The organism is Brevundimonas albigilva, assembly GCF_023503965.1.
Classification (GTDB): Bacteria; Pseudomonadota; Alphaproteobacteria; order Caulobacterales; family Caulobacteraceae; genus Brevundimonas; species Brevundimonas albigilva.
Window position 1 is genome coordinate 2,497,959 of record NZ_CP097298.1, and the last position, 23,311, is coordinate 2,521,269.

The following is a 23,311-nucleotide window of genomic DNA, read 5'->3' on the forward strand; positions in this document are numbered from 1 at the left end:
CAGGAGCGCGCACCCCTGCTTCCGTCATCCTCGGGCTCGACCCGAGGATCGGGCGTTGAGGCGACGGACCTCCCCGTCTTCGCACAAGCGGCGGATCCTCCGATCCTCGGGTCGAGCCCGAGGATGACGGCGGTGGGGGCGAAAGTCCTCCCTACCGCCGCCTCGGCGCATAGATGTCGGCCAGCCGGTCGCGGGTCCCCTCGATCCGCTCCAGCCGCGGATAGCGCAGCCCGTCGTGGTAGTCGAAGGCGACGGTGCGATAGCGCTCGCCGTTCCTGACCAGCAGTTCGATCGGCGCGTCCGTCCCCTTCGCCGCCGTCACCGCCTCGCGTAGGACCTCGGCCGAGGCCGCCTGGCCGTTCACCGCCGTCAGGGTCCAGCCCGCGCCGATCCCCTGGTCGAAGGCCGGGCTTCCCCACCGCACGGCGTTGATCTTGTCGCCCGACAGGGTGAAGCCCAGCGAATACTGGAAGTCGTTGGCCCAGCCGCTCTGAACCGCCTTCTCCGTGGCCGTCAGGTCGTCGACGTAGGTCAGGCGGTATCCGGCCCGCTCGATCCCGGCCAGCGGCGCCGTCGCCTCCGGCCCGGCCGCGTCCAGCCGCTCGCGCAGGAAGCCGGCCCAGTCGTGCGGATGCACGGCGTTCAACGCCGCGACCACATCCTGGAACGTATAGCCCTGCGGCGCCCACGACCCGTCGTCATGCCCGAAAAAGCGCTTGGCGAAGTCGTCCAGCGAGCGGCGGTTGTTCGTCGCCTCGCGGATCAGGGTGTCGGCGTCCAGCCAGATCAGCAGGCTCTCGCGATAATAGTCGCCCGTGCCCCGCATCCACGACGTCCACTGCCCCGGCACGCGATAGCCCAGCAGATTGTGGTTGTTGACGTCCTGCAGCGGCCGCCATTCGCGGCCCGGCTGGTTGTCGTAGAAGGCGGCGATGGTCGCCAGCAGCGCCACCGCCTCGTCCGGCGAGTGCAGGCCAGAGCGCGCCGCCAGCACGTCGCCCCAGTATTCCGTCTGGCCCTCATAGACCCACAACAGGGTGTTCTGCGTCGGGACGTTGTGGTTGGCCGTCAGCTCGTCAGCCGGCCGCATGAACTTGCCGTTCCACGAGTGGGTGTATTCGTGCGGCAGCAGGGCGCGGTCGCCGGCGCTCTTGTTCCAGGCGCTGAAGAAGTCGGGCGCCGAGGTGTTCTCGGAACTGCGGTGGTGCTCCAGCCCGATCCCGCCCATCTGATCGGTCAGGCCGAACAGGAACTCGTAGGTGTCGAAATGGCGCGCGCCGAACAGGCGGTCGGCCTGGGTCACCATCGCCTCGTAGTAGCCCAGCTGTTCCGCGCTGGGCTGGATGTTCTTCGCCTCGTCGCCGAACAGGTTCAGCCAGACGTGGTCGCCGCTGGGGTCGATGTCGATCCGCCGGTGATGCGCCCCGGCGAACACGGGGCTGTCGATCAGGGTGTAGAGGTCGGTTTCGGCGAACCGCACCCAGCCGTCCTCGCCCGGCGTCGCGGCCAGAGCCGAGGCCTGGGTCCAGCCGGCGGGCAGGCGCACCGACGGCGCCACGGCGATGCGGCGGGCGAAATGGCCGGCCGGGTAAAGGATCGCCTTCTCCCACTGCAGGTTCAGCATCGACGGCGCCTGCGTCACCCGCCACTGTCCCGGCGGCTGGGTCAGCCACTGGAACCGCACCTCGATGGCGGCGACCCCCGCCGGGATGTCCAGATGGAAGGCGTACGGGTCCAGGGTGTCGCGCACCCAGTCCAACCGCTGGCCGTTCGCCGTGACCGTCAGCCCCGACAGCAGTTGGATCGGTCCCGTCGCGGCATGGTTGCCCGGCAGGTATTTCGGATACAGCAGGGTCAGCGGCCCGGCCTGGGCGACCGGAATGGTCTGCTCCACCTGAACGATGCGGCGGTCCAGGTCGCTGACGTCGGCGCGGTACTGGATCACGCCGGGATAGGCCCGGTCCGCCGGCGCGGGGATCGCCGGCTGCGGCCGGGGCAGGGCCAGGGCGGCCTGGCTGGGATCGGTCACGACCGGCGTGGACCGGAAGTCTTGCGCCAGAACCGGCGAGGCGGCGCCGCAGATCAGGGCGGCGAGGCAGGCGGCGGTCAGGCGTGTACGCGACATCGAGGCATCCGGACTGAAACAGGGGAGGCGCAACCTCGACCGCGCGCGCCTCCCCTTCGTCAACCCGCGGTCAGCGCCGACGGGGCGTCAGAATGTCGCCCAGCCGGTCCGGCGTCCCCTCGATCCGCTCCAGCCGCGGATAGCGCAGGCCGTCGTGGTAGTCGAAGCGGATCGTGCGGTACTGGTCGCCGTCCTTCACGATCAGCTCGACCGGCGTCGCCGGGTCCTTGGCCGCCGTGATCGCCTCGGCGATGCCGTCCGCGTCGGCGGCGCGGCCGTTGACCGCCACGATCTCCATGCCGATCGCCAGTCCCGCCTTGAACGCCGGGCTGCCCCACTGGACGCTGCGGATGTTGTTCGAATCCCCGTCTGGAAGCCCAGCGAATAGGTGAAGTCGTTGCGCTTCAGCTCCTTGTAGAGCGTCTTCTGATAGTCGCTGGGCGTCTCGGCGTAGGTCAGCCGCCAGCCGCCGCGCGCCAGGCCGTCCAGCGGCGCGCCGGGCCCGTGCCCGTCCAGCCGCGTCCGCAGGAACGTCGCCCAGTCGTTCTCCCACGCCGTTCAGCGCCGCCACCACGTCCTCGAAGGTGTAGGGCTTCGGGTCATAGCTGCCGTCCTCGATGCCGTAGAAGGCCCGGGCGAAGTCATCCAGCGACTTGCGCCCATTGGTCCGCTCGCGGATCGTCGTGTCCACATCCAGCCAGATCAGCTGGCCTTCCGAATAATAGTCCTCGTCCCGCTGCCAGCTCAGCCAGCCCTTGGGTTGGCGCTGGCTGATGATCGGATCGTTGGTGGTGTCCTGCATCGCCCGCCATTCGCGTCCGACGCGGGTGTCGTAGGTGGCCGCCGTCATCGCCAGGCTGTCCATCGCCTGCTGCTTGGTCAGCAGGCCGGATCGGGCCGCGATCACCTGGCCGTAATACTGCGTCTGGCCCTCATAGACCCACAGCAGGCTGTTCTGCAGCGGCGTGTTGAAGTTGGGCACATACTGGTCGGCGGGGCGGCGCCACTTGCCGTCCCACGAGTGGTTCATCTCGTGCGACAGCAGGTCCCGGTCGCCCAGATGCGTGTCCCAGCCGGTGAAGAACTCCGGATCGACCGAATTCTCGGAACTGCGGTGGTGCTCCAGGCCGATGCCGCCCAGCTTGTCGGTCATGGCGATCAGGAAGTCGTAGTGGTCGAAGTGCCGCGCGCCGTACAGTCGGTCCATCTGCGTCACTAGGTTCCGCAGCGTCTGGATCTGCTCGTCGGTGGCCTCCAGGCTGGCGGCCCTGTCGGCGACGAAGTTGGCCCGCACCGGCGAGCGGCCGCCCGGATCCAGGTCGATCTGGCGATAGTGCAGCCCGGCGAACATCGGGCTGTCGATCAGCACCTCCAGGTTCACCGGCTTGAAGGTCTGGACGTCGCCGTCTTTGGTTTCCGGCTCCAGCGCCGTGCCGAAGGCCCAGCCGGTCGGCAGCTTGACGCTGGGCTGCAGCGTGATGTTCCGCGACCAGTGGCCGGCCGGGTACAGCAGCATCTTCTCCCACTGGATGTTCAGCATCTCGGGCGTCATGGTGATCCGCCCCTGGGCGCCGGCCGTGGGCGACAGGTGCTGCATCCGCGCCACGATCTCGGTCGCGCCGGCCGGCACGTCGATGTGGAAGGCGAAGGGGTGCAGGGTGTCGCGCACCCACTCCACCCGCTGGCCGTTCGCGGTGATCTCCAGTCCCGCCGGCTGGGCGATCGGTCCCACCGGCCCGTGGTTGCCCGGCAGCCATTCGGGGAAGAACAGCGTCATCGGCCCCGTCTGCGCGACCGGGATCGTCTCGGTCACGTCGAAGATGTGCTGGCTCAGGTTTGTCGCATCGACGTCCAGCCGGATCACGCCCGGATAGGCGACGTCCCGCACCGCCGGGATCGGCGGCAGGCTGATGGGCAGGGCCGGCGGCGCGGCGCCCGGTCCATCCTGCGCCAGCGCGGCCGGCGCGGTCGAGGTGAGCAGAAGGAGGGCCAGGCCGGCGGCGCTCAGGCGGGATCGGGACATGGGATACTCTTCAGGCTGACGCGAAAGGCGCGACAGTCCGCCGCACCCCCGCCGGCGTCAACCCTCAGGTTCGGCCAGCGCCTCCAGCAGGGCCTGATGGAAGCGGTCCGGATCCTCGGTCTGCGGCGCGTGGCCCAGGTCGTCGAACAGGACAAGCCGCGCATTCGGGATCGCCTCGGCGGTCCGTCGGCCCAGCTGGGGATAGAGGCCCAGCCGCGCCTGGACCGCTTCCGGCGCGCGATTGGCGCCCGGCGCGGTGCGGTCGGTCCCGCCGATGATCAGGGTCGTCGGCGCGTTGATGCGGTCGAACTCGTGGACAACCGGCTGGGTGAAGATCATGTCCGAGGTCTGGGCCTGGTTCCACGCGACGATCTCGCCGCCCGGCCCGGCGTACAAGCCCGCCAGCATCTCGACCGGCGCATCGTATTCGGGCCGCCAGTCGCCATCGTAGTAGAAGCGCCGCTGATAGGCCTTGATGCTGTCGAAGGTGGTCCGGCGCTCGCCCGCGAAGGCGGCGTCCAGCGTCGCATAGGGCACGCCCTCGGCCTGCCAGTCCTCCAGCCCGATCGGATTGACCAGCACCAGCCGCTCGACCGCCTCCGGGTGTTGGATGGCGAAGCGGGCGCCCAGCATGCCGCCCATCGAATGGCCGATCACCACCGCCTTCTCGACCCCCAGCGCGTCCAGCAGCCCCTTGGTGTTCGCCGCCAGCTGCGGCAGGCTGAACTGGTATCCGGTGGGCTTGGACGCCTTGCAGAAGCCGATCTGATCGACGGCGACGACGCGGAAGCCCGCTTCGGCCAGCACCGCGATGGTCGGCGCCCAGGTGGCGGCGCAGAAGTTTTTGCCGTGCAGCAGCACCGCCGTGCGCCCATTGGCCGGGCCGGTCGGCGCCACGTCCATATAGGTCATCTCCAGCGGCTGGCGCTGGCTGTCGAAGGCGTGGACCCTGACCGGATGCGGATAGTCGTAGCCCTCCAGCCGCGGGCCATAGGTCGGCCGGTCCTGCGCGGCGGCGGGCAGGGACATCAAGGCGGCGAAGGCGGCGGGGAGGAGGGCGCGGATCATGACGGGCCAACGATAGCCGCCCGGCGCCCGTTCCGCGCCGCGACCGACTGTCCTGTCAGCCGGCCGGATTCACCTCCAGAAGTTCGACGGTGAACCGCAGGGTCGAGTTCGGCGGCAGTTCGCCGCCGCCCACCCAGCGCGAGCCATAGGCCAGGTCCGACGGGATCACGAACTCGAACGTCTCGCCGACGTGCATCAGGGCCACGCCCTCGGTCCAGCCCTTGATGACCCGGTTCAGCGGGAAGGACGCCGGCTCGTTCCGCGAATACGAGCTGTCGAACTCGCGTCCGTCGATGAAGGTCCCGCGATAGTGAACCTTGACCGTATCGGTCGCGCTCGGCTGGGGCGCGTCCGGATGGGCCCTGCCGACGCGGCGATACTGCAGGCCGCTTTCCGTGGTGGTCCAGCCGCGACGCGCGCCGTTCCATTCCAGATAGGCGCGGTTGCCGGCGTCCCAGCCTTCCTGCGTCCCCGGCGTCGACACATTGTCGGCCGCGCGCGCGGCGGCCAGCGACGTCTCCTCATAACTGACGGGCGTGTGCCCGCAGGCGGCGACGATCAGGGCGGAGGCGCTCAGGGCCAGGAATCGCAGGGTCATGGACTGAACCTTAGCAGGTCGCGCGCCCGTCCTCACCTGCTCAGTCGCGGTCGGGCGCGCCCAGCGGGAAGTAGCTGCGATACTTGCGCGCCTCGTCCACCGCTCGCGCCGTCGCCGGCCGCGCCAGCAGCCGCGCGCGATAGGCCCTCAGCGCCTCGAACTTCTCCGGGATCGGATAGGTCCAGTCGGCGTAGAACAGCGCCGGCCCGGCCCCGCAGTCCGCCAGGGTGAAGCCGTGATCGGTCGCCCATGCGCGGCCCTTCATCCGCTCGTCCAGCCACGGATAGATCCGGTCGAACATCGCCGCCGCCTCCTTCACGCTGGCCGGGTGGCGCTGATCCTCCGGTCGCAGGGCGTCATAGACGAAGGCCTGCTGCGGGCCGTTGACGTAGTTGTCGAAGATCCGGTCCATCATCCGCGCCTCGACCGCCGCGACCGGATCGGCCGGAATCAGCCACGCCGCCTCGGGCCGTGTCGCCGCCAGATATTCGATGATGGCCGTGGCCTCGACGATGGTCGCGTCGCCGTCCGTCAGCACCGGAAACCGCTTCAACGGCCACAGCGCCGCCAGTTCTTCAGCCGCGCCGGGCGCTTCCAGGTGGCGCAGTTCGAACGGCGTGTCCGTTTCGTAGAAGGCGACGATCGCCTTCTGGCAGTAGGACGAGAAGGGATGGGCATAGAGTTTCATCGTCGGCGCTCGTCGTGGTTAGAAAAGATAACCGTGAGGCGGTCGTGGTCGCTTGTCAAGCGCGGCGGATTTGCAAAATCGACTCTTTGCACTTTCGCAAACGGCGAAGCCTGTCTAGAAGCCGCCTCCGGATTCGACGGGAGGACCTCATGCATCGACGCCTGGCTCTTAAGGGAAGCGCGGCCTCCGCCGGCCTGATCGCCGCCTGCCTTCTGGCGCAGCCGGCCCGGGCCCAGACTTCGCAACCGGCGTCCCTGGACGAGGTGGTGGTCACCGGCTCGCGCATCGCCGGCGGCGACCGCCTGGCCCCGGTCGATGTGATCGACCGTCAGACCTTCGCCGCCGCCGGCGTCTCCGACGCTTCGCAACTGGTGCGGCTGCTGACCGCCAACTCGGGCTCCGAGGCCCAGGTCGACCAGCTGAACCAGCCGCAAAGTTCGGGCACGGCCCAGTTCAACCTGCGCAATCTCGGCCTGGGCTCGACCCTGGTCCTGATCGACGGCCAGCGCTGGACCAACAGCGCGGTGGTCGCCACCGACGGCTCGGCCTTCGTCGACATCAACTCCCTGGTGCCGATGATCGCGCTGGAGCGGATTGAGGCGGTCAAGGACGGCGCCTCGGCCGTCTATGGCTCCGACGCCGTCGCCGGGGTGGTCAACTTCATCACCCGCAAGGCGTGACCCGCCCCGAGATCAGCGCCAAATACGCCGTCGCCGACGGTTCCGAGGAATCGGTCATCGAGGCCATCGGCGGCCTGTCGCTGCTGGGCGGCGACCTGACCCTGGCGGCCTCGCACTTCCACCGGTCGGCCCTCGGCTCGGACGAGCGCGCCTTCACCCAGGCCGAGACCTACGGCCGCGCGCCGTGGACCGCCGTGACCAGCTACGGCCAGCCCGGTTCCTATTTCCGCCCCGGCACGGGCGGCTTTGCGCCCGACCCCGATTGCGACGATCCCGCCTTCGCCGAGGCCTATCGCAACAGCCCGACCGACAGCTTCTGCCGCCTGGACTACTCCGACTTCTTCGACCTGGTCCCGGAGGAGACGCGCACGCAGCTGTTCGCCGACTACCGCCGTCCGCTGGCCGGCGCCGAACTGTGGCTCCAGGGCGCCTGGTCCTCGACCGAGACCGTCGCGCGCCAGTCGCCGTCCCTGCCGATCCTGGCGCAGAGCCTGACGGTGCCGGCCTCGCACCCCGACAATCCGTTCGGCGAGGCCGTGCTGTTCCGCGGCCGCCTGCTGGGCGCCGAGGCCGGCGCCTCGGTCGCCGACTTCGTCTATGAGACCTGGCGCGTCGCCGGCGGTCTGTCCGGCGACTTCTCCACCGGCTGGACCTGGGATGTGTCCGCCACCGCCAGCCGCCAGCACGTCGCCTACGATAAGCCCGACGCCATCGGCAGCGCCCTGCAGAACGCCCTGAACGGTCTCGGCGGCCCCGGCTGCGACCCGACGACCGGAACGCCCGGCGCCGGCGCCTGCCGCTACTTCAACCCTTTCGGCAGCGCGTATCTGGGGACCGGCACGGCCAATGACGCCGACCTGGTCGACAGCCTGATCGGCTCCGTCGGCCTGCGCGGCGCGGCGGGCCTGATCACCCTGGACGCCTCGACCGGCGGCCAGGCCCTGGCCTGGGCCGGCGGCTCGATCGACGTCGCCCTGGGCGCTCAGTACCGCCGCAGCACCTTCCGCCACGATTGGAGCGACCGGGTCAACGCCGGCGACCTGCTGACCGCCGGCTACTCCCCCGACTTCGACGGCGATCAGGAAGCCCTGGCCGCTTTCGCCGAGGCCCGCGTGCATCTGGGCGATCGTATCGAGGCGCAACTGGCCGCGCGCCATGAATCCTACGACGGCGACGACGGAAAGCTCAGCCCCAAGGTCGCCGTGCGCTGGGACGCGAACGACGCCCTGGCCCTGCGCGCCTCATGGAGCCAGGGCTTCCGCGCCCCCTCCGTCTACGCCCTGACCGGCGCCCAGGCGTCGCAGCCGTCGGTGTTCGACCGGGGCGCCTTCGTCTTCGTCAACACCCTGACCTCGGGCGATCCGGACCTGAAGCCGGAGGAGTCCGAGAGCCTGACCCTGGGCGCCCTGTGGCGGCCGCTGCCCGGGCTGGAGCTCGGCCTCGACGCCTGGCGCTTCGACTACACGAACCTGGTGGTCAAGGAATCGGCCCAGGCGATCATCGACCAGGCCGCCGCCGACGACGCGGCGGGCCTGACCGGCACGCCGGCGCAAGCCCGCGTCACCCGCTCCGGCGCGGGCGCCCTGACCTTTGTCCAGCTCTATTTCACCAACGCCTCGTCGATCGAGACGCAAGGCCTCGACCTCTCGGCCCGCTATTCGCGTGACCTGCTGGGCGGCGTCGCCCGCGCATCCGCCACCTGGACCCATGTCGACCGCTACGACATCCGCCTGACGCCCGGCGCCGCCGCCACCTCGGGCCTGGGCTCGACCAATCTGAACACCCTCGGCCGCTCTTTGCCCCAGGATCGCGGGGAGTTCGCCCTGTCGTGGGCCGATGCGGCCAACAGCCTGACGGCCCTCGTCCACTACACCTCCGGCTACAAAAACGACCGCAGCGGCGTCACCGACCCGGACATCGCCAGCCAGACGACGATGGACCTGCTCTACACCCTCGCGGTCGGCGCCGACCTCGACCTGTCGCTGGGCGTCGTAACCTGACCGACGAGGACCCGCCGCTGGCCCAGTTCGCCCTCGGCTACGACCCCGTCGTCGCCGACCCGCGCGGCCGGGTGGTCAGCGTGGGGCTGACGAAGCGGTTCTGAGCGGCTAGGAGGCGGGGATGATCACGATGTACGGCATCCCCAATTGCGACACCGTCAAGAAGGCCCGCGTCTGGCTGGACCAGCACGGCGTGGATTACGCCTTTCACGACTACAAGAAGGCCGGCGCCGACCGCGCCAAGCTGGAGCAATGGGTCGACGAGCACGGCTGGGAGACGGTGCTGAACCGCGCCGGCACCACGTTCAAAAAGCTGCCCGACGCCGACAAGACCGACCTTGACCGCGACAAGGCCGTCGCCCTGATGCTGACCCAGCCCTCGATGATCAAGCGCCCGGTCCTGGACCTGGGCGACCGCCGCCTGGTGGGCTTCAAGCCAGAGGCTTACGCGGCGGCGCTGGGTTAGGTCGCAAAGACGGTCGTCATTCCGGGGCCAAGCGCAGCGAGGAACCCGGAACCCAGGGCTCCAGTCACGCCGCCAGCGACATTGAGCGCTTGATGCATGCCTCCTGGGTTCCGGGTTCGTCCTGCGGACGCCCCGGAAGGACGAAGATCAGCCGCCCATCGGCACGTCGCGGCACCGCCTGACGATCTGCGGATGCAGCGCCGGGGCGGCGCAGACCAGGCTGGCCTGGCGCGGGTCGGGGCGGTTGAAGCGCCAGGGGCGGCCATGGTGGTCGCTGACCGCGGCGCCGGCCTCCTGGGCGATCAGGCTGCCGGCCGCCACGTCCCAGTCCCACTTGGGCGTAAGCGCAATGGCCGCGTCGAAGGCGCCGGCCGCCACCAGGGCCATGCGATAGGCAAGGGCGTTCCGCTTCTCGAACCGCACGCTGGGCCAGGGCTCGGCCCAGTGCGGCCCCTCGATCAGGCGCGCGTCGCCCAGGAAGGACGCGTCTTCCAGCGCATCGGCGTCGGACGCCGCGATGGGCCGGTCGTTCCGCGTCGCGCCGCCGCCGCGCGTCGCGGCATAGGTCTCGCCGACCTCGGGCGCATGGATCACGGCGGCGACCACTTCGCCGTCCTCGACCACGGCGATGGGCACGCACCACCACGGCGTCCGCTTCATGTAGGCCACCGTGCCGTCGATGGGATCGACCACGAAGATGCGTCGTCTCGACAGCCGTTCGGGCGAATCCGCCGTCTCCTCCGACAGCCAGCCATAGTCGGGCCGCGCGCCCAGCAGCCGTTCGCGCAGCAGGGCGTCGACCTTCAGGTCGCCGCTGGTGACGGGCGACCCGCCCGGCTTGGCCTCGATCTTCAGCCCCCCTCGCGCTCGGCTAGGGCCAGGGCGCCCGCATCGACGGCGGCCTGCCGGATCAGTTCGAGATCGGCGCTCCAGTCCGTCATTTGCCCGCGATGGCCACCGCGTCGAACATCAGGCTGGGCACGTTGAAGGCGCCCCGGAACTCCAGGTCCGAGCCGCGCTGGAGGCGCAGATAGAGGTCAGTCAGCTTGCCGGCCACCGTCACCTCGCTGACCGGATAGGCGATCTCTCCCTCCTCGAACCAGAAGCCGGACACCCCGGCCGACCAGTCGCCGGTGTTGCCGTTAAGCGACGGCCCGAACATGGAGGTGACCAGAAGCCCCGTCCCTGCATCGGCCATCAGTTGCGCCAGCGTCCGCTCGCCCGGCGCCATGTGCAGATTGTGGGTCGAGACGCCCGACGGTCCCGCCAGCCCGCGCGAGGCGTGGCCGGTGCTGGCCAGGCCCAGCTGCGCCGCCGAGGCCGTGTTCATCAGCCAGGTGGTCAGGACGCCGTCGTCGAACAGCTTGCGTTCCTGAACCGCCACGCCCTCGTCGTCGAAGGGGGTGGAGCCCAGGCCGCGCGGCCGAAACGGATCGTCGATCAGATCGACCCCCGGCGCGAACACCCGCTGGCCCAGCCGGTCCTTCAGGAAGGAGGTGCCGCGCGCGATCGACGGCCCGGCGATGGCCCCCACGACGGGGGAGACGATCTGCCCGGCCACGCGGTTCTCGAAGATCACCGGCGCGGTGGTCGAGGCGATCTTGCGCGCGCCGACCCGTGCGACCGCGCGCCGCCCGGCGAAGTCGCCGATGGCCGGGGCGCCGGGCAGGTCGGACAGGTGCCGCGTCGTGCGGCTCTCGCCGCCGCGCTCCATCGCCCCGTCCTTCTCGGCGATCACGCCGACGCCCAGCGAATAGGCCGAGCCCTGATAGGCGCCGTCGAAGCCGCCAGAGGTCACCAGCCGCCAGCGGCTGGACGACCAGGAGGCGTGCCCTCCCTCCGACTTGGCCACGCCCGGCACGGCCAGGGCCACGCCTTCCGCCTCGGCCGCGGCGGCCTCCAGATCGGCCGCGCCGCGCTCGGTCGGGTCGAAAAGGTCCAGGTCCGCGAACGGCCCGCGCGCCAGCCGCTCCTCCGGCGCCAGGCCCGCATAGGGGTCTTCCGGCGCCAGCCGCGCCATGGCGACGGCCCGCTCCACCAGCCGCGCCCGCGTCGCCGGCGACAGGTCGGAGGCCGACACCGTCGCCTGGCGCCTGCCGACGAAGACCCGCAGGCCCAGGTCGCGCGACTCCTCGCGCTCCACGTCCTCCAGCCGGCCGTTGCGCACCCCGACCGACAGCGACTGGCGGTCGGCCGTCACCGCCTCGGCCGCGTCGGCGCCGGCCGTCAGCGCGGCCTGGACGATGTCGTTGAGGATTTCGGGAGAAACGGACGCCGGGGCGCCGGACAGGACTTCGGTCATGCCCCGATATGGCGGACCCCTCCGGTCGCCGCAACCGGCGTCACAGCACCCCGTAGGCGATCAGGCCGACGCCGGCGGACAGCAGGGCGATCCAGGTCAGCGCCATGCCCAGCACCCGGCCGATGGACGGGCCCGTCTGCAGCATCAGGCCCAGCGCATGGAGGATGCGGCCCGCCAGCAGGGTCGCGCCCACCGCATGGACCATCCACGCCTGGCCGCTGACCAGGCCAGCAGCGCCATCGCCGCCATGCCGGGCGTGGCGTATTCGACGCAGTTGCCGAAGGCGCGGCTGGCGGCCAGCAGGTCGGAATGGCCGCCATCGCCGAACGACACCATGTGCCGCCGTCTCCCGCTGACCACCATGCCCGACAGCACCAGCAGCATCAGGATCAGCAGGCCGCTCCACAGGGCCGCGGCCTGCAGGGCGTGCATCAAGGCTTCGGTCATCATCGATCAGTCCTCGCGCCCGACCGGATAGAGCAGATAGCGGTCGTCGTAAAACGGCGTGCGCTCATAGAACCAGGCCAGACGGGCGTGCGGATCGGCCGCGAAGCCCGGCTCGGCCGCCAGCTTGGCCTCGAACTCGGCCTTCAGCGCCGGATCGGCCGCCAGCATCCGGTCCGCCAGCGGGGCGATGGCGTAGGGCTCGATATATTCGACCCGGCTCAGCACCTCGGGGAACATCCCCCAGGCGAAGAAGCTCTCGCTGGATTGCGGCTCCAGCAGCAGCACGACGATGTCGCCCAGCGGCTGGTCGGTGGACACCCGCACCGAACCGGCGGGGAAGATCCAGTCGCGAGCCTCGACCTCGACCGCCTCGACCGAGGCCTGGACGTGGCCCTCGTTGGCGCGGGTCGCCAGCTTGGGATCGACCAAGCGCAGCATGGAGACGGCGATGGTGCGGGGTTCGCTCACCGCCTCCATCTCGATCCCGTGCGCCTTCAGCCGCTCGATGATGTCGGCGCGATAGCCGGGGACCCAGTAGGCGGCGGGGCGCTTCAGCGTCAGCGTCGGCCTGGAGCCATAGAAGGGCAGGGACCAGATTTCCGGATCGGCTTCGCCCAGCCAGCGGATTTCCTTGCGGCCCGACGCGGCGCTGTCGACCATCTCGTAGCGGATGCCCTTGAAGGCGCGGGTGGAGGACGGGGCGTCCTCCTGCTCGAAATTGGCCAGGATCTCGGCGGGGCGCAGGGCCTTGTCCTCCTCGGTCGCCGCCCGCAGCGCCGCGCCCTGGTCCGCCAGCAGCCTCAGCGCCGCCTCGATGAAGACATAGGTCCCCAGCACCCGCTGCTCGTGGGGCTTCAGGCTGTGGTTCTCGATCAGGATGGTCGGCACATGCGCCGCCGCGCCCCAGCCGTTGGAGAAGCGCTCGCCCAGGCCGCCGTCGTTCAGCCCCGCCCGGGGGTCGTCGTCGTCCATGCCGAAAACCAGCTCGCCGGGGATATGGCCTTCGCGCTCCAGCGCCGCGTTCATCGCCGGCTTGAACACCGAATCCAGCCAGGCCGAGCTGTTCGGCGACCGGCTGAACGCGCCGTCCTCGCCGTTGAAGCCATAGGTGACGTCGTACTGGTAATCCATGCCGTCGGTGACGTGGACGTCCACGTAAAGATCGGGCCGGTACTTCAGGATCAGGCCGCGCACGGCCCGCATCTCGGGCTGGTCCAGCTTCAGATAGTCGCGGTTCAGGTTCTGGTTGGTCGCCGTGTTGCGCCAGCCCTGGATGCGCGGGCCGCGCTGGTTGGGCCGCGAATAGGCGGACGCCCGCTCATGCCCGTCCACGCTCAGGATCGGGATCAGGATCAGGTTGACCCGGTCCAGCAGCCCGTCCTTGCCGTAGAAGGCGATGTCGCGCAGCAGCATCATGCCCGCGTCCTTGCCGTCGATCTCGCCGGGGTGGATGCCCGCCTGGATCATGAGAACGGGCTTGGCCGGATCGAAGGCGGCTCCGTCCTTGGACGCGATCACCGCATAGATCGGCCGCCCCTCCGGCGAGACGCCGAACTGTTCGATGCGGATCAACTCGCTGGCCTGGTCCAGCCGGTCGAACCAGGCGCGGGTGTCGACATAGTTCGGCGAAAAATCGTGCGCCGCATCCGCCTCGAACGCGGTGACCCACGGGTCGGAGGCGTCACGCAGCAGCGCTTTCGACGCGCCGTCCCAGGCGGGCGCCGGCGGCAGGAAGGCCTGATCCCAGGGGGCGGCGTTGGGCAGGGACGGCGGCTGGGACATGGCGGGGCTCGCAATCAGAACGGACAAGGCGGCGAAGATCGGGGCATGACGCATGGAGCGGTCCTTCATGGCAAGGCAGGGTCCGGTCAGGGCGCGGTCGCGGCGGCGGGCCCCTGGCTGTCTTGCGCGGGCGGCGATTGCGGCGCCGGCAGGCAGGCGATCGCCAGATAGATCAGCACGTGAAGGCCGACCAGCCCTGCGAACCACCGCTTGCTGCGCGTCAGCGCCGCCGGGACGATGAGGATCAGATACAGCGGATAGGCGATGGCGTAGTTGAGAAGAATCATCCCCGCGCCCGGCTGGCCCAGCACCTGAAACGCGGAGACGGCGACCATCATCGTGTTCGCGGCCGTGGTCAGAAGCAGCACGATCTTCTTGTTGGCCCAGAAATGCTCGTCCAGCGCCAGCCCGTCCTCGATCTGGTGGGGAAACACCAGGGAGGCGGCGATGAAATAGACCAGGGCGATGGCCAGGCCGATCACCAGCATCCCATAGCTGAACGGCGCGTCGCGAAAGGCGTGCCAGGCCGCATCCCAGAAGGTGGCGATGTCCAGGCCGACGAACAGCGCCAGCAGCGGCGTCAGCCAGCCGATGCGGATGGCCTTGCGATGCTGGATGGCCGTCGCCAGGCCGGTGGCGATCACCGCCACCGAAAGGCCCAGCGCCAGACCGTAGAAGCTGAAATAGAATTCGAACGCGCTCAAATCGCCCCCGGCGGTCAAAGGCCGAGCTTATTTCCAGATCGGCGCGCCGTCACCCGGCAATCCCAGCCGGTCCCATATCTCCGACACCCGCTCGATCACGTCCTGATCCATGCGGATTTCCTCGCCCCATTCGCGCTTGGTCTCGGGCGGCCATTTGTCGGTGGCGTCGAGGCCGATCTTCGACCCCAGGCCGCTCTCGGGACTGGCGAAATCCAGATAGTCGATCGGCGTCGATTCGATCACCGTGATGTCGCGCGCGGGGTCCATCTTGGTCGAGATGGCCCACATGACGTCCTTCCAGTCGCGGGCGTCGATGTCGTCGTCCACCACGATGACCCATTTGGTGTACATGAACTGGCGGAGGTAGCTCCACACGCCCAGCATCACCCGCTTGGCGTGGCCCGGATAGGCCTTCTTCATCGACACCACGGCAATCCGGTAGCTGCACCCCTCGGGCGGCAGCCAGAAGTCGACGATCTCGGGGAACTGCTGGCGCAGCAGGGGAATGAAGACCTCGTTCAGCGCCTCGCCCAGCACGCTCGGCTCGTCCGGCGGCCGTCCCGTGAAGGTGGTCAGATAAATCGGGTCGCGCCGCATGGTGATGGCGCTGACCTGAAACACCGGGAATTTCTCGACCGAGTTGTAATAGCCGGTGTGGTCGCCGTAGGGACCCTCGTCCTCGAACTCGTCCAGCAGGACATGGCCTTCCAGCACGATCTCGGCCTGGGCCGGGACCATCAGCGGCACGGTCTTGCAGGCGACCAGTTCGGCCTTGGCGCCGCGCATCAGGCCCGCGAACTGATATTCCGACAGGGTGTCCGGCACCGGCGTCACCGCCGCCAGGATGGTCCCCGGATCGGCGCCCAGCACGACGGCGCAGGGCAGGGGTTCGCGCTTTCCGGCCTTCTTGTGCCGGGCGTAGTGTTGCGCCCCGCCGCGGTGCGCCAGCCAGCGCATGATCGCCTTGTCCTTGCCCAGCACCTGCATCCGATAAATGCCCAGGTTGAAGTCGTCCTCGCGGTCGTCCGACGGCCCCTTGGTCACCACCAGGCCCCAGGTGATCAGGGGCGCGGGCTCGCCGGGCCAGCACGACTGGACAGGCAGGGCCGTCAGGTCGATCCGGTCGCCCTTCAGCACCACCTCCTGCACCGGCGCCTTCTTCACCGTCTTGGGCCGCATCGACATGACGGTCTGCGCCAGCGGCAGCATCTCCATCGCATCGCCCAGGCCCCGCGGCGGCGTCGGATTGCGCAGGAAGGCCAGCAACTCCCCGACCTCGCGCAGCTCGCCCGCCGTGGTGCGCGACTTGCCCTCCAGCGTCACCCCCATGGCGACCCGCTTCACCGTGCCGAACAGATTGGCCAGGCAGGGGATGGGGCTGATCGTCCCGTCCGGCATGACCGGCCGTTCGAACAGGACCGCCGGCCCGCCGTTGCGCAACAGCCGGGTCTGGATCTCGGTCATCTCCAGCACGGTGGACACGGGCTCGGTCACCCGGACCAGCTCGCCTTGGGCTTCCAGCTGATCGATGAAGTCGCGCAGGGATTTGTAGGCCATGCGACCCGCCTAAAGCGCCGAGGCGGAACTGTCACGCGCCGCGCGTGCGAACAGGCGGTCCAGCCCCGTCAGGCTCAACCCGACCAGCAGGAAGAACATCAGCAGCCCGCCGAAGATCGCGACCACGCGGCCCAGGCCCAGCTGATCCACATTGACGAACCCATAGGGCCACCAATGCGTCGCCAGCCCGTGGACCAGCGTCCAGCCGCCATAGACCAGCGGGAACGCCAGCCATTTGACCGGGTCGATCCAGCGCAGCCGGCCCTTGGGCGTGAACCACAGCCAGTCCAGCACGAAGGCGGCGGGCATGACGTAGTGCAGCACCACATTGACCGCCAGCGACCAGCCGGTCGGGCTCCAGTAGGGATGCAGGAGCAGGTGGTACACCACCCCCACCACGACGATGTACATGGCGACGGCGGCCCGCACCCCCTCGCTGGCGGACCATCGCGCCAGCCGCGAGCCGGGGCTCAGCAGCGGCCCCGTGAAGGCCGCCGCGACCAGCACATTGGTCAGGATGGTGAAGAAGCTGAAGAAGTTGACGGTCAGGCCCGCGACGTCCCCCGGCTCGGCCGGGCCGACCATCAGCACATATTGCAGGGCCAGCGCCGCCCAGCCGACGACCGCGAACGTGGCGCGCCAGAGCCGGGCGGGCGGGGTCCGCCGCATCCTACAGGCCCAGGTCGGCGATCTGCCGCTCGAACATCGCGCGCGCGGCGGCGTACATCGCGTGGTCGGAATGGAACACCTGTTCGTGGCGGCTGCGATAGGCCTCGTAGTCGCTGGCCTGGCCGTAGGTCGTGACGTTCGTCCGTTCGTCCGCCGCCTCGGGCTTGCCCAGCACGGCCGCGAACAGGCGCAGGGTCTCGGGGAAGCGCTCGCTGACGCCCACGGCCACGAAGTCGCGGTCGAACGCCGTGTGCGCCGTCTCCGGCGTCAGGTCGTTCGGCATCTGCATCATCAGGCGGGTGATCGGCTGTTCGGCGACCTCATCGGCGCGGCGGCCGAACCAGGTGTCGAAGGACGGATCGTCGTCCATCTCGTCCACCGGGTCGCCGGCGGTCTTCAGCATGTTCTTGAACCGCCACTCCGAGATGATCCGGTCGAAGGGATCGCGCATCACCGTGATGACCTGCTCGGCGTCGGGATAATACTGGCGGATGGCCGAGTTGTTGCGGCGGGTGAAGTGGCCGTGGACGCAGGCGTCGGCCTGGGCCTCGGTGCGCGTCAGGGGCGTGCCACCCCGGATAATGGTTGTGCAGCCGCTCGCCGAACCAGCCGCCGAGTATCGTTCGGAACGACGTGCCCGCCGTCTTGGGGATGTGCAGCGAGATCAGCAGCTTGGCCGGGTCGTAGGGTTTCGGCCCGGCGGGAGCGGAGGGTGCGGCGGCGGAAGGTGTCATGGGCTCTGCTTCTAACCCCTTCCGCCGCGAACGCCAGCGCTTCGCCTCAGCCTTCCGGATCGTCCCAGCGGTAGGCCGGATCCAGCCAGTCGCCCAGCCGCTCGGCCCGGTCCAGCGCATCCATCCGCTGCACCTCCTCCGACGTCAGTTCGAAGTCGAAGATGTCGAAATTCTCGCGCGCGCGGCTTTCCTTGGTGGTGCGGGGAATGGCGATGATCCCGTTCTGGATCAGCCAGCGCAGGGTGATCTGGCCGGGCGTCTTGCCGTGCGCGCGGGCCAGTTCGCCGATGGTGGCGTCGTCGGCGATCTTGCCCTGCGCCAGGGGCGACCAGGCGGTGATGGACGACCCCAGGTCCCGGGCTGTCGCGACCAGGGCGCCGATCCCCAGATAGGGGTGGTGTTCGACCTGATTGGTCACCAGCCGGGCCTTCGACAGCGCCTGGGCCTGGCGCCACTGGGCCGACGGGAAGTTGGACAGGCCGATCGACCGGGTCAGTCCCTGGTCCTTGGCTTCATTCAGGGCGCCCAACGTCTCCTCGAACGACGGTGTGGGCTTGGGCCAGTGCAGCAGCAGCAGGTCGGGGGTGGTCCCCAGGCTGTCGGCCGATTCCTTCGCCTGTCTCAGCAGGCCGTCGCGATCGAAATGCTCGACCCAGATCTTGGTGGTCAGGAAGATGTCCTGGCGCGGAACGCCGGAATCCCGGATGCCCTCGCCGACCGCCTTCTCGTTCTTGTAGATCCAGGCGGTGTCGATGTGGCGATAGCCGATCCGCAGGGCCTCGGCGACCATGCGGCGCGCGTCGTCCGGCTCCAGCTGCCAGGTGCCGAACCCCAGCAGCGGAATCTCGATGTCGTCCACCTTCGCGGTGGGCTGGTCGCCATAGGGCATGCGGGGCTCCTTGAATCCGTCGGGGCGGCTCAGTTAGGCGCCCTCGCCCCCGCCCGAAAGGTCGGCGTCGAACCAATCCAGAATTTCTTCCCACAACGGCTCCATCCCCTTGCGGAAGGCGCCCTCGTGGCCGATGCGCCGGACGCCGAAGTCGCGGGGCGTTCGCGTCGCGATCTCGGCCGGAGCGGCGGGATAGGCTTCCAGCAGCCGCGCGGCGGTGCGGGGCGTCGCGATGGGATCGTCGGGAAAGACCCACGACCGGATCGGCGCGCGCACCTGGTCGAAATGCTGCGGCTCCAGCCGCCCGGTCTTCAACTCGTCCAGGAAATAGGTCGGCTTCAGGCACCACCGCCGCCAGGTCTCGAACACCCCGCGCGGCAGGTCCGTCCCGCGCCAGCCGCCGCCCGACTTCACATAGCCGTGCCGCCTCAGGTGCGCCGGCCCCAGGCCCAGCCAGAAGAACAGTTCGACGGGGTTGTAGGTCCGGTGGTGGCCGCCCCACCAGCCCGTGCCCACCGAGACGAAGGCGTGTCGCGCGATCTGGTCGTGATTGGGCATGAAGCCCACGAAATGGCCGCCGACGCTGTGCCCGACATGGAACAGGGGCAGGCCCGGCGCGGCCGCCTTCAACGCCTTCAACGCCGCGGGCATGTCCAGCCGGCCCCAGTCGGGATAGTCCATCGTCATGGCCGCCAGGTCCTCGGGCCGGGATCCGCCGATGCCGCGATAGTCATAGGTCAGGACGGTCGCGCCGCGCCCGGCCATCCAGCGGGCGAACCGGCCGTAGAAGCCGCGCGGAAAGCCCGTCCCCGCCGACACCAGCACCGCCATCCTGGGCGTTTCCGGCCGGAACAGGGTGGCCTCCAGCGGCCAGCCGTCCGCCGCCTTGACGATGCGATCCTCCACCTTCACCGCTGTTTCCGCCCTGTTCGTTTTTATTGCGGACGGACCATGGGCGGCTTCCGTCGCGTCAGGTCAAGCGGCGTCGAACGCCTTGACCATCCGCCGGGGCGCGACGCGGCGCCATCGCCGCTCCAGCGCCGCCCTCAGCCACGTCCGATCGACCGAGGCGATGCGCGCCAGCACGATCGGATGGTCCCGGTGGTGCTCGGTGACGTGAAAGGTCGCGGGGTCCATCTCGACCAGCAGGTCGCGCTCGTCGCGATTGTCCAGGTGAACGACGATGCAGCCTTCCGGCGCCTTGGGCCACATCCAGGTGAAGAACTTCCCCGCCGCCTTGTACGACGGCTGGCCATAGGACACGCCCTCCTCGACGCCGGGAAACGACAGCAGCAGGGCGCGAACCTCGTCGTGGGTCATGGCGGCCGGCGCCTCAGTAGGCGATGGCGATGCCGTCCTTGCGCATTTCGGTCGCTGCGCCATAGGTCCAGCGGCCGCCGGGGTTTTGCTGCATCATGACGTTCTGATAGCCGCCGAAGCCGCCGTCCGGCTCGCCCAGGGTCCAGCCCAGGGCGCGCAGCCCCGTCTTGGTCGCTTCGGGCACGCCGCTTTCCAGGTGAAGCACGCCGGTCCCTTCCTGCGGCTGGCCGGTCGGCTCGGACGAGCCGTAGTGCTGCCAGCGCGGCGCATCGCCCGCCGCCTGCGGGTCCAGGTCGTAATCGACCATGTTGATGATGATCTGCGCCTGACCCTGCGGCTGCATGCCCCCGCCCATGACGCCGAACGCCATCCAGGGGTCGTCTCCCTTGGTCGCGAAGCCGGGGATGATGGTCTGGAACGGGCGCTTGCCCGGCGCATAGACGTTCGGATGGCCGTCGGTCAGGGCGAACAGCTCGCCCCGGTCCTGGAACATGAAGCCCAGCGGTTCGGAGCCGTTGTCTGGCGCCAGGCCCGAGCCCATGCCGCGATAGTTGGACTGGATCCAGCTGACCATCATGCCGTCGCTGTCCGCGACGCTGAAATAGGTGGTGTCGCCCTGGTGCGGCGCGTCGCCGGGCATCACCCGGTCCATGATCCGGTCCGGCCGGATCAGCCTGGCCCGCTCGGCCGCATAGGCCTTGGAGTTCAGCCATTCGATCGGAATCTCGCCAAAGCGCGGGTCGGCGAAGTAGCGGGCCCGGTCCTCGAACGCCAGGCGCTTGGCCTCGGCCTGGACGTGCAGCGCGGCGGCGGACTGGAAGCCCATGCCCTTCAGGTCGAACTGCTCGCAGATGTTCAGGATCTGGTTGGTCGACAGCCCCTGGGTGTTCGGCCCCAGCGCATAGACCCCCACGCCCCGGTATTCGGTGCGGATCGGCTCGACCCAGTCGGTGCGGTGCGCGGCCAGGTCGGCGCGCGTCATCCAGCCGCCGATGCGCTTGAAATAGGCCTCGATGCTGTCGGCGATCGGCCCGTCGTAGAAGGCGTCGCGCCCGCCCTCGGCGATCATCCGCAGCGTCCGCCCCAGGAAGGGGTTGGCGAAGACCTCGCCCACCTTCGGGGTTTCGCCGCCCGGCGCCCAGATGCGCTTGCGGTTGTCGTTCTCCTCGATCGGGATCCGGCCCCGGTCGAAGGACGCCATGTTCCGCTCCAGATAGTAGGCGATGACCTGCGGCACGGGCACGCCCTGCTCGCACAGCTCCGCCACCGGCAGCAGGACCTCCTTCCACGGCAGCTTGCCGTAGCGCTGGTGGGCGCTCCACCAGGCGTCGACCGTGCCCGGCACATTGACCGTCACCGCGCCATAGCGGGGCAGATAGCCGTCGATGGCCCGGGACCGCGCCGTCTCCAGGCTCAGGCCGCGCGGGCTGTTCCCCGACCCGTTGAAGCCGACGACCTTCTTCTGCTTGGGGTCCCACAGCATGCAGAAGGCGTCGCCGCCGATGCCGTTGGCGACCGGCTCCAGAAAGCCCAGCGCCGCATTGACGGCGATCGCCGCGTCGATGGCCGAGCCGCCGCGCCGCAGGGTGTCGATCCCCACCAGGCTGGCGACCGGGTGCGCCGTCGCCGCCGCCCCGTTCGCGCCCCACACGGTGGAGCGGCCCATGAACTTCGGCCCGGTCACCCGGTCGCCGATGCCGACGCCGGCGTAGGGGTCGGCCGGGCGGGCCGGGGCGGGCGCCGCCGCCGTGGGCGACTGGGTCTCTCCGGACGTCTGGACCTGGGTCTGGGCCTGGCCTTGGGATGCTGCGGCGGCGGCCAGCGCCCCGGCGGGTAGTGCGGACAGGAAGGTGCGGCGACGCATGGGCGGACTCCTCGAACAGCCGGACCGTATCAAGGCCGCCCTTCGCCGTCCCGGCAAGCCTCAGGCCAAAGAAAAAGGCCGCGTCCCGAAGGGCGCGGCCTCTTGATCTCGTCCTGGTCCGTTCGGGCTCAGGTGATGTCTTCGTTCAGCAGGCCGACCTGGAAGAAGCCGTTTTCCTGCAGGTTGTTCATGACTTCCATGAACTGCGAATACTTCACTTCCGGCTGGGCGCGGATGAAGACGCGCTCCTCGCGGCAGGCGCCGCCGCCCAGGGCGGTGCAGACATCGGCGGCCATGGTCTCGATGGTGGTCTGCTGGTCGGCGATGAACAGCGAGCCCGAGTCCTGGATGGTGACGTACACCGGCTCCTTCGGGTTCGGGTCGTTGGGGTTCGGCACGGGGGGCGGCAGGTCCAGACGGATCGACACGGTCGCCAGCGGCGCGGCCACCATGAAGATGATCAGCAGCACCAGCATCACGTCCACGAACGGCGTGACGTTGATCTCCGAGTTCTGCTCGATGGTCTTGCCGCCGTTGCCGCCCGGTCCACTCAGCTTCGCCGCCATGTGCGTCTCCGTATGATGGCCGGACCTCGTCCGGCGTGTCCTGTCGCCCGAAGGCGTGCTGGTCTCTTGGCGTCCCGATGCGCGCTTGTAAAGCGGTTCTCGACGTTCACGGGTTCCGCCGCGGCGATTTTCGTTCGCCCCGGCCCTGGATCAGCCCTTGGCCAGCTTCAGGAAGCGCTCGGTCAGGGCCGGATCGTCCCGGAACGCCCCGGTGAAGCGGGTGGTCACGGTCGAAACGTGCCGGTGATGCACGCCGCGCGTGGTCATGCACTGGTGGGCCGCGTCGATCATCACGGCCACGCCCCGCGGCTGCAGGTGCGATTCGATGGCCGCCACGATGTCGTTGGTCAGGGTCTCCTGGTTCTGCAGGCGCCGGGCGAAGATCTCGACCACCCGCGCCAGCTTGGAGATGCCGACCACCTTCTCGCCGGGCAGATAGGCGACGTAGGCCTTGCCCAGGAACGGGGCCAGGTGGTGCTCGCAATGGCTCTCCACCTCGATCTCGCGCAGGATGACCATGTCGTCATAGCCCTGCACGTCCTCGAACGTCCGGCTCAGCTCCCTGGCCGCATCCGCGTCATAGCCGTCGAACCATTCGCCATAGGCGTCGACCACGCGCTTGGGCGTGTCGACCAGGCCGGGCCGTTCGGGATCGTCTCCGGCCCAGGCGATCAGGGTCCGCACCGCCTCCAGCGCCTGTTCGCGGCTGGGGCGCTTGGGGTTCTCGTCGCTGACGAGGACGGGCTTGGCGGGCGTGACGCTCATTGAACCTGATTTCCGGCCGGTCGGGCGGTGCCGCCCGGTTTACCTTCTACAATCCGTCGGGACT

Annotated in this window: 19 protein-coding genes and 3 pseudogenes; 3 read left to right on the top strand and 19 right to left on the bottom strand. The window is 69.4% G+C overall.

The genetic code is table 11. The features are described 5' to 3' along the window. Positions 1-151 precede the first annotated feature (151 nt). From MU852_RS13155 to MU852_RS13175, 5 genes and pseudogenes are all read right to left on the bottom strand, one after another. Positions 152-2,125 carry a M61 family metallopeptidase gene (locus MU852_RS13155; RefSeq protein ID WP_249749934.1) on the bottom strand — a complete coding sequence of 658 codons (1,974 nt, stop codon included), beginning with the start codon at positions 2,123-2,125 and terminating at the stop codon, positions 152-154. Between the two features lie 70 nt (positions 2,126-2,195). After that, a pseudogene (locus MU852_RS13160) lies at positions 2,196-4,148 on the bottom strand (M61 family metallopeptidase). 57 nt (positions 4,149-4,205) lie between these two features. Then, positions 4,206-5,216, bottom strand: a complete 1,011-nt coding sequence (locus MU852_RS13165; protein WP_249749935.1) for an alpha/beta fold hydrolase — start codon at positions 5,214-5,216, stop codon at positions 4,206-4,208. Positions 5,217-5,271: 55 nt separating this feature from the next. Then, positions 5,272-5,814, bottom strand: a complete 543-nt coding sequence (locus MU852_RS13170) for an FKBP-type peptidyl-prolyl cis-trans isomerase (protein ID WP_249749936.1) — start codon at positions 5,812-5,814, stop codon at positions 5,272-5,274. 40 nt (positions 5,815-5,854) lie between these two features. Continuing rightward, the gene (locus tag MU852_RS13175; protein ID WP_249749937.1) at positions 5,855-6,502 is read right to left on the bottom strand and encodes a glutathione S-transferase family protein; all 648 of its coding nucleotides are present in this window, start codon (positions 6,500-6,502) and stop codon (positions 5,855-5,857) included. Positions 6,503-6,651: 149 nt separating this feature from the next. Here MU852_RS13175 and MU852_RS13180 point away from each other — a divergent pair, with 149 nt between their 5' ends. The 3 genes from MU852_RS13180 to MU852_RS13190 all read left to right on the top strand — a co-directional run bounded on the left by MU852_RS13180 (position 6,652) and on the right by MU852_RS13190 (position 9,648). Next, complete coding sequence (locus tag MU852_RS13180) at positions 6,652-7,182, top strand: TonB-dependent receptor plug domain-containing protein (RefSeq protein ID WP_249749938.1); 531 nt, start codon at positions 6,652-6,654, stop codon at positions 7,180-7,182. Beyond that, complete coding sequence (locus MU852_RS13185) at positions 7,179-9,182, top strand: TonB-dependent receptor plug domain-containing protein (protein ID WP_249749939.1); 2,004 nt, start codon at positions 7,179-7,181, stop codon at positions 9,180-9,182. Before MU852_RS13180 ends, MU852_RS13185 begins: the two co-directional genes overlap by 4 nt. Positions 9,183-9,303: 121 nt before the next feature. Continuing rightward, positions 9,304-9,648 carry an ArsC family reductase gene (locus tag MU852_RS13190; protein WP_249749940.1) on the top strand — a complete coding sequence of 115 codons (345 nt, stop codon included), beginning with the start codon at positions 9,304-9,306 and terminating at the stop codon, positions 9,646-9,648. A gap of 147 nt (positions 9,649-9,795) precedes the next feature. Here the strand turns inward: MU852_RS13190 and MU852_RS13195 are convergent. From MU852_RS13195 to folE, 14 genes and pseudogenes are all read right to left on the bottom strand, one after another. After that, positions 9,796-10,589: pseudogene (locus tag MU852_RS13195) on the bottom strand (3'(2'),5'-bisphosphate nucleotidase CysQ). Continuing rightward, on the bottom strand, positions 10,586-11,950 hold the full coding sequence (locus MU852_RS13200; RefSeq protein ID WP_249749941.1) for a TldD/PmbA family protein: 1,365 nt from the start codon (positions 11,948-11,950) through the stop codon (positions 10,586-10,588). The pseudogene MU852_RS13195 and the gene MU852_RS13200 overlap by 4 nt, the downstream one beginning before the upstream one ends. Positions 11,951-11,990: 40 nt before the next feature. Then, positions 11,991-12,400: pseudogene (locus tag MU852_RS13210) on the bottom strand (MAPEG family protein). 3 nt (positions 12,401-12,403) lie between these two features. Continuing rightward, positions 12,404-14,179, bottom strand: a complete 1,776-nt coding sequence (locus MU852_RS13215) for a M14 family metallopeptidase (protein ID WP_430641226.1) — start codon at positions 14,177-14,179, stop codon at positions 12,404-12,406. Between the two features lie 86 nt (positions 14,180-14,265). Then, entirely contained in the window at positions 14,266-14,883 is a 618-nt protein-coding gene (locus MU852_RS13220) for a hypothetical protein (RefSeq protein ID WP_249749945.1), read from the bottom strand. 27 nt (positions 14,884-14,910) lie between these two features. After that, positions 14,911-16,440 (bottom strand): UbiD family decarboxylase, encoded by a 1,530-nt coding sequence (locus MU852_RS13225; protein WP_249749946.1) that lies wholly within the window; start codon positions 16,438-16,440, stop codon positions 14,911-14,913. A 9-nt stretch (positions 16,441-16,449) separates the two neighbouring features. Next, entirely contained in the window at positions 16,450-17,109 is a 660-nt protein-coding gene (locus tag MU852_RS13230) for a Pr6Pr family membrane protein (protein ID WP_249749947.1), read from the bottom strand. Position 17,110: 1 nt separating this feature from the next. After that, a complete protein-coding gene (locus MU852_RS13235; protein ID WP_249749948.1) occupies positions 17,111-17,560 on the bottom strand; it encodes a sulfotransferase family protein in 450 nt (149 codons plus the stop codon). A 329-nt stretch (positions 17,561-17,889) separates the two neighbouring features. After that, a complete protein-coding gene (locus tag MU852_RS13240) occupies positions 17,890-18,732 on the bottom strand; it encodes an aldo/keto reductase (protein ID WP_249749949.1) in 843 nt (280 codons plus the stop codon). A gap of 33 nt (positions 18,733-18,765) precedes the next feature. After that, positions 18,766-19,644, bottom strand: a complete 879-nt coding sequence (locus MU852_RS13245; RefSeq protein ID WP_249749950.1) for an alpha/beta hydrolase family protein — start codon at positions 19,642-19,644, stop codon at positions 18,766-18,768. 63 nt (positions 19,645-19,707) lie between these two features. Continuing rightward, positions 19,708-20,052: an MmcQ/YjbR family DNA-binding protein gene (locus MU852_RS13250; RefSeq protein ID WP_249749951.1), complete on the bottom strand. Its 345-nt coding sequence runs from the start codon at positions 20,050-20,052 to the stop codon at positions 19,708-19,710. 13 nt (positions 20,053-20,065) lie between these two features. After that, positions 20,066-21,916 (bottom strand): gamma-glutamyltransferase family protein, encoded by a 1,851-nt coding sequence (locus MU852_RS13255; RefSeq protein ID WP_249749952.1) that lies wholly within the window; start codon positions 21,914-21,916, stop codon positions 20,066-20,068. 128 nt (positions 21,917-22,044) lie between these two features. Further along, positions 22,045-22,482, bottom strand: coding sequence for a biopolymer transporter ExbD (locus tag MU852_RS13260; protein ID WP_249749953.1), 438 nt, complete (start codon positions 22,480-22,482; stop codon positions 22,045-22,047). 150 nt (positions 22,483-22,632) lie between these two features. Next, positions 22,633-23,247, bottom strand: a complete 615-nt coding sequence (gene folE, locus MU852_RS13265) for a GTP cyclohydrolase I FolE (protein WP_249749954.1) — start codon at positions 23,245-23,247, stop codon at positions 22,633-22,635. Between the last annotated feature and the right edge of the window lie 64 nt (positions 23,248-23,311).